The sequence below is a fragment of the Deinococcus sp. Leaf326 genome (assembly GCF_001424185.1).
GTDB lineage: Bacteria > Deinococcota > Deinococci > Deinococcales > Deinococcaceae > Deinococcus.
The window spans coordinates 1-7,059 of record NZ_LMOM01000074.1; the positions used below are offsets into that span (position 1 = coordinate 1).

A 7,059-nucleotide genomic window follows, 5' to 3' on the forward strand; every position below is an offset into this window, starting at 1 on the left:
TTCACCAGGACGACCCAAAGGGAAGTATTCAGGCCGAGCGCCTCGCTTCCCGGCTCTGAAAAAGACTGCCTGACGGCCTTCGTCCCCATAACAGGCGACCGCGACAAGCGCGGTCGGCTTAAATCACGAGCTAAGCCGCCAGGACCTGTACGTGGGGAAGGAAGCGAGCCTGCACGCCCTGAACCTGCTGTGGCGGTTGCTGCGGGACAAGGAATTGACGGATCACGCGCGGTACTTCGACCAACGCCAGGGCACCCTGGGCGTGCGGCCGTGTGCGCCTAAGCCCCGGGCGAATCGGCAGCGACTTGACAACCCACCAGAACCGGCGACCACTCCCGTCATCGATAGAGGACCCGAACAAGCTCCTCAGATCGCCGCGTTGACTCCGCTCCTGGGCGCGCTGGTCCAGGACCCTACGGTGCTCTCCGCCCCGGAACGCGATCTCCTGGCAGGTCTGCTCAGCACGTTCACGCCCCATCGTCTCGCGGAGCTTCAGAGTCAGATCGGTGAGGCGACGCCACTCATCAGCGAGGGAAGCGGGTCGCCAATGGCCTTCACAATAAATTAATTCTGAGAGGCTTGTCTATACCTCTCAATCCCTTAATACGTCTGGGTTAAATTGCTTAAAAACATATTTTATCGCCCTATTTAGTTATTTACATGTAGCTTCTTGTTCACTCTCCGGTAGTTTCTTGTTCAGTGCCCGGTAGTTTCTTGTTCAGAACTGGCCGGGCCACCCGGTAGTTTCTTGTACGATTTACGCTCATATCATTTCTATATATCTCTGTTATGTCCCAAACATGTAGTTTCTTGTTCAGTTTTAGGTGTTTTCCGGTCCCTCTCCTTGGTGTCACCGGTAGTTTCTTGTTCAGTTTCCGGTAGTTTCTTGTTCAGGGCGGGCCAAAAACCCCGTCTGGCACGAACAAAACTCAACGCCCTTGCTGCTGCATTCTTTTAATCTTTTCAGAGCTTTTAAAAGATCTTTGCAACAGCAGGACCGAGAGGCAGGACAGGCGGGCCCCTGCGCTGCCCCCCCCAGGCGCCTCGCTTCCCAAGGTCAATGGCCCTGACAACCAGAACGGCGGTGAAGGTGAGGTGTGCGCTTTAGACTCTGTACATGGCTCAGGAGCGAGGGATGACTCGGTACGGTTTCGACGAACGGAACCTTGCACGCATCAACCCTGTGCTCGCGCTCCAGCGTGTCGGTCCCGAACTCACCGGGTGGCACAAGTCCACCACCATCGATGGGCTGGGCCTGATCAAGCTGACCTGCGATGCCGGGCAACGCGTCGTCCCGCACGGCATCGACGCCGACATCATTTTCGCCCTCCTCACCGCCTACGAATTGGACGGGCGGTCCACAGACCGCGTCATTCAGATCTCGCTCGGGCGTCTCTGTACGCTGGGCGGCCTGTACCGCAGCACCGACATGTACCAGCGCATTCAGGACTCCCTGGAACGCCTGGCCTACGTGAAGTTCAAGGTCGAGTCCTGTTGGGGCATCGAAACCAGCAAAGGCTGGAGTTGGACCAGCCTCATTTTCGGCATCATCGAAGATATTCAGGCCGGCGATGTTTCCGACCTGGGATCGGTCGGCTCCTATTCGCCCACCACAAACCTGAAAATCCAGCTCGGCAAGAGAATCGCAGACTCGATCAACCGCAATCACACGCGTAGGGTCGATCTGAAGTTCTACACCGGGCTCTCCAGTCCCCTCGCCCGTCTGCTGTACCGGTCCCTGCAGGAGCAACGCCAGATCGGAAACGGCTCCCTCTTCAGTGTCGAGATGAAGGCCTGGGGGGAGCATCTCGGATTCCGTGAAATCGACAAAGGGAAGGCCAGCACCGTCGCCGGCATCCCAGAAACCAAAGTCGTGCTCACCAGCCGCATTCGGCGAGCGCTCGAGCCCGCTCATAAAGAACTGATCCGGAAGAACTACCTGAAAGAAGTCACGTACGTCGGCTCGGGTCAGCATCAGGTGATCAACTACGTCTACTCCAAAGATCATCCAACGCAACTGGTCGATTCCCGTGTCGTCGCCCAACTGACCTCTTGCAAAATCGCAGAGAAACAGGCGAACGAGCTGGCGGCGAAATACAGCAAAGCAAGAATCGAAGCGGCGATTCAGAAATATAACCAGCGGATCGCTGACGGCTATTCCCCCAAGAACAAGCCGGGCTTCCTCATCTCTCTTCTGGAGCGAGCCGAGGATCAGCTGGACCTTACCCTTCAGAACGAGGCCAAGACGCAGATCGCTGTGACGGCCTCCGTCCCCATGCTGGAGGAGGCAGAAGGCGTCTCTGGGCCGACCGAGGAACAGCGGGGCATGCTCCACCGGATGCTCAAGAAGACCGCCCTACCCGAGGCCACCACCGCTCGGCTGATCGACGCTGTCATGACCAGTCAGCTCCCCCTGTCTGAAGTTGTGACCCTGAGCGTCTACAAGGACGCCGCGCTCGCTGCTCATGTCGCAGCGCTGCTCGCTCGACTGCCCAGCCCTGATGGTAACCATTGACCCTCCCCCAGAGGGGAAAGGCAAGAGAATGCCCGTAGTGAATCCATCTTGTTTCAGTGGGGTGAAGAGACCATGACCTCCTGGCCTACTCCCGCTCGTGACATCCCGGCCTTCTTCACGCCGCAACAGCAGCAGTTCATGACCGCGGTGCGCACCACCCGCCAGCACATCTTCCTTCGGGCGACGGCCGGGGCAGGGAAGACCACCACCCTCGTCGAGGCTGCCTGGCACCTCCCCCAACCCGGGGTCTTCTTCGCCTACAACAAGCACGCGGTCGCCGACCTCCAGCCCCGCCTGCCCTCCAGAATGCGCGCCCGCACCCTCCACGCCCACGGTGTCATGCTCCTGCGCCAGGCCACCGGGCGCGACATCGTGCCCCACGAGGACAAGGCCCGTAAGGTCGCTCTGCTCGCCGGCGAACGCCGTCATACCTACGTCGCCGCCCTCGCCTGGAGCAAAGCCCGCGAGGAAGGCCTGCGCACCCTCGACGTCGACACGGCCGCTTACCTCACCAGCCTCGTCGAGTGGCCGGGGTCTCCGGAAGCATTGATCCATCTGATCCCCCGGATGCATGAGATCGGTCAACGACTCTGGGAGCAGCAGGACCTCGCGGACTTCACCGACTTCCTCTGGCTTCCTGCCACGAATGGCTACGGCGCCGCGAGCCTTCAGGTTGCCCTGGTGGATGAGGCCCAGGACTTGACCCCTCTCCGGCAGGCGTTCATTCTCCAGCTGCTCGGCCTGCCTCGGGGGGCGACCCCTGGACGCCTCATCTTCGTAGGAGACCCGGATCAGTCTGTTTATCAGCACGCTGGGGCGGACAAAGAAGCTCTGGAACGACTCAAAAGCCGTGCGAACGCCGTCGAGTTGCCCCTGTCGGTGTCCTTCCGCTGCCCTCGTGACGTGGTCGCTTACGCCCAGGCCTACAGCGGCTTCATCCGCCCCGCGCCGAGCGCCAAGCCCGGCACCATTGAGCATGTCAGCGCTGCGGACGCCACCTTCGAGCGCGGCGACGTCGTGCTCTGCCGGACGAACGCCCCCCTCATCCGGCTCGCCCTCCAACTCATGGTGCAGGGCCGTTCCGTCTCCGTCGTGGGCCGGGACCTGGAGAAGCGGCTCGGCGAGGGCCTGCGGGACATCCTGCCGGCGACGGGCACCTACCTGAACGACGACGTGACCGAACTCGTTCGCGGGTATTACCACCCTAAAGCGGACCCCCTGAAGGAGCGCATCCGTCAGGGCGACCGCCCGGCCAAGCGGATCCTCACCGAGCTCCTCGACATCAGCAAGTGCCTGCGCTTCCTCGCCTGGATCGTGTCCCGCAAGGAAGGCAACGCGACGCTCCAGCAGGCCCTGACCCTCCTGGCTGCCCTATGCCGGGAACAGACGGATGCCGAGGTCATCCTGAGCAGCGTGCACCGCGCCAAGGGCAAGGAGTGGCCGCGCGTGACCCTCCTGTACCCCGAGATGATGCCCCTGGCCTCGGGTGACCCGGAGGAGGAGACCGCCGTGCAGTTCGTTGCGGTCACGCGCTCCCAGGACACGCTGCGCTTCGCGTACGGCAAAGAGTCCTGGGCGACCGGGTGGCGGGTCAAACCCGGTGGCCAGGTGCAGCCCCCACCGCCCTCGCGCAGCCGGGAGATCGAGGACGAGACGGCTCTGCTCGCGGGTCCACCCCCAGAGGTGTTGTCCCCCCAGGCGCCCACGTCGACAGCGCCAGAGCCTGTACAGGTGCAAGGGGGAGCGGGAGCCGACTCCCAAGCGTTGCCCCTCATCACTCCAGTGGCCTCCAGGGAGCCAGAGCTGCTCGGGCAGGCACGCACACCCTCGGAGCGCATGAGCCAGTCCAGCGTACCCGTTCAGTCGGCACCCGCAAGCGCCGTCACACCCGCAGCGCCTCCACCCTCCAGATGGACACAGATGGTGCCCAAGCCAGGGCACACCTCTCAGACCTCGGTCATCACGGAAGACGATCGGGAATGGGCCCTGTTCGGTGGGCCAGATACACTCGACCGTCAGGACCTTCAGGAGCGTCTCGAAGCCCTTCAAGAGGAGCCACGGCCCTTTTTGATGACCTGGGCGAAGACCAGCCTGGACCTCCTTCACCGGAGTGCGGAGGACACCGTCTCTGTACGGCTTGAGATGCTCGAACAGTTCGAGCAGGCCGCCCGGCTCGCCCGGCTGGCGGTCCCTCCAGCAACGACGACCGCCACCCAGCTGCGCGTCTGTGTCTTCGAGGGCGGCCTCGCCCGGATCCGAGTCGGCCGGGTGGTGCGGCGGCATGTGCGCTTCCTGCGCCTGGAGGTCGACGGGCAGGAACTCGTCTTCGAGCGGCGTTATGGCGAGTTGCTGGAGGGCGGGACACCCCTCACCCCGTTCATTGTGACGACGCCTCCAAGCGTGAGATGACTGCCCTCGGGTGCGTCCCCCTTACAGCACCGCATCCTGAACTTCTCGAAAATTTGCATTTCTATCCCGTAAGGCAGGAGCCATGACCGCTGGGGACTCCTTAAGAGGAGGCGGCTGGCGTGTGGACGCTGTCCTCAGGCCAGCCTTTCTCTGGTGATGTGCAAAGAACACATTCGGGATTTAACGGTGAGATAACGGTAATAGTTTACTTTGGTATAGTAAGGTATTAAGCTAATGTGAAGAAAATCACACATCGTCTTGTCATCGCCTCATTGCTGCCTCAGTTGAACGCAGCCCCGTAGGAGCCTCATGAATCAGCGTCCTGTACTTACCGAAGACCCCCGCACCGCAACCCAGACCCCAAGGGAAGGCTACCAAGCCCCCAAACTCACGGACCTTGGTAAATGGCAGGCCGTCACCCTCGTCATCAGCCTTCCTGTGGGGCCGGGGAGCAACGCCTTCAGCGAGCCGGACAGCTTTTTCAAGAAAGTGCAATGGTAGGCCGGTCTCTGACGCCGACACTCCCCCATGCTCAAGGAGGCCCCATGTTCCGTACCGCTGGCTGGCTGGCGGGCGCTGCCCTCACCGCGCTGCTCAGCGCCTGTACGTCCACACCCACGGCGCAGGCTCCGGCTCCAGTCCTGCGCTCGGTCGGNGCTGGCTGGCTGGCGGGCGCTGCCCTCACCGCGCTGCTCAGCGCCTGTACGTCCACACCCACGGCGCAGGCTCCGGCTCCAGTCCTGCGCTCGGTCGGMCTGGTCGAGCTGAGTGTTTCAGGCCTCAGCCAGGGGCAGCAGAGCCTCGCCCAGCCAGTCGCGCGGATGACGTCTATGTCGGCCGGAAGTGGCCTGCAGGCCCTAGCACTGGCGGACCAGGCCGACAGCCTCCAGTTCGATCCCCTGAGCGTCAGTGTCTTCAACACGGGCACGCGGGGCGCTGGGGGAGCGCGGTATGTCACCGCCACCTTCCGCGTCCGCAACGCCGACCAGCAGAACACCCCCGTCGCGCGGGACCGCAAGAACGTCACGCTGCTCGCCGTTCCGTGTCACCGCCACCTTCCGCGTCCGCAACGCCGACCAGCAGAACACCCCCGTCGCGCGGGACCGCAAGAACGTCACGCTGCTCGCCGTTCCGGTCGCGGACAGCCTGGGCACGACCGCCTTCCGCGCCGTCACGACCTTCGGCGGCTCACCGGTCGCGTCCGCGGTGGCCCGCACCATGACGCCCTCCCACGCCATGCGCTACGACCCCCTGAGTGCTCAGCCGGTCCTGTCTCCGGGCGGAGAGGACCTGCAGGTGTTCTCGGAGAACGACGTCCTGCCGGCCAACTTCTCCAGAAACGGCGCGCCCACCACCTACCAGGCCCTGGGGGTGACGACCGTTCTGCCCTACGGCTTCACCGTGCATACCCCGGCAGGCGGCCGGACCCTCCCGGCCAGTCCGGCCGCAGGGGTCTACAGCGGCCGGGTCACCCTCTCGGTNCCGTGGGCCTTCCGCATGAGCTTTCTGGTCATTGAGGACAGCGTGACCGCCGTCACCCAGTCTCTGGAGGAGCAGGCGCTCGGCAACACCGGGGTCAGTACCCGCGCCTCCGCCGTAGGCGCCACCGTCCTCAACGTGTTGCCGGGTACTACCCTCACGGCGGGGCCGGCGGGAACGACCCTGCGCAGGATCTGTCAGGTCCGCACGGCCGGCGCGGCTGGTGAGACTGGGGCGGCCTACCTTGTCAATTCCTGCCCCTGAATTTGGTGGCGTCAGCCCCCGTCCACGGCAAGCCTTTCTCCGGCTTTTTGCCCGAGGAGAACACCATGAGTGACGACCTTCGTCCGCCCCCCCGACCGGGGCGCCGCGCCCTTCGGCCCACGCCCGCGAGGCTGAGCTTCCTTCTCCCTGCGGTTTTGCTGGCGGCCTGTTCCGCTCCGCAGCCCCCCACCGCCGCTATCCCAGTGACGCCTTCTCCGGTCATGGGGACGGTGCCCGGCACCCCGGCGGAGACGGTTCCTGTCCCGACCGAGCAGTCGAAGCCCCTTCAGGCCCTGGGACTGGTGGAGATCAAGCTCAGTGGGCTGAACGATGACGGTACCGTCACCGCCAGCGTGCAACCGGCAGCCGGTCTGGGCGCCCAAGCACTCAGC

The 7,059-nt window shown here is 63.6% G+C and carries 4 protein-coding genes and 1 pseudogene; all 5 read left to right on the forward strand.

Annotation, left to right across the window (positions count from 1 at the left end; genetic code table 11):
* Positions 1-151 precede the first annotated feature (151 nt).
* Positions 152-568, forward strand: coding sequence for a hypothetical protein (locus tag ASF71_RS19360; RefSeq protein ID WP_056303178.1), 417 nt, complete (start codon positions 152-154; stop codon positions 566-568).
* A 549-nt stretch (positions 569-1,117) separates the two neighbouring features.
* Positions 1,118-2,515 carry a replication initiator protein A gene (locus ASF71_RS19365; protein ID WP_082506215.1) on the forward strand — a complete coding sequence of 466 codons (1,398 nt, stop codon included), beginning with the start codon at positions 1,118-1,120 and terminating at the stop codon, positions 2,513-2,515.
* Between the two features lie 72 nt (positions 2,516-2,587).
* Positions 2,588-4,924, forward strand: a complete 2,337-nt coding sequence (locus ASF71_RS19370; protein WP_082506217.1) for a UvrD-helicase domain-containing protein — start codon at positions 2,588-2,590, stop codon at positions 4,922-4,924.
* Between the two features lie 309 nt (positions 4,925-5,233).
* Complete coding sequence (locus ASF71_RS23195; RefSeq protein ID WP_082506216.1) at positions 5,234-5,425, forward strand: hypothetical protein; 192 nt, start codon at positions 5,234-5,236, stop codon at positions 5,423-5,425.
* 1,307 nt (positions 5,426-6,732) lie between these two features.
* Positions 6,733-7,059, forward strand: a pseudogene (locus tag ASF71_RS24300) (VcbS); the annotation flags it as partial.

Coding starts and splice junctions, on each gene's coding strand:
- ASF71_RS23195 (WP_082506216.1), top strand. CDS start 5,234: ATGAATCAGCGTCCTGTACTTACCGAAGACCCCCGCACCGCAACCCAG.
- ASF71_RS19365 (WP_082506215.1), top strand. CDS start 1,118: ATGGCTCAGGAGCGAGGGATGACTCGGTACGGTTTCGACGAACGGAAC.
- ASF71_RS19370 (WP_082506217.1), top strand. CDS start 2,588: ATGACCTCCTGGCCTACTCCCGCTCGTGACATCCCGGCCTTCTTCACG.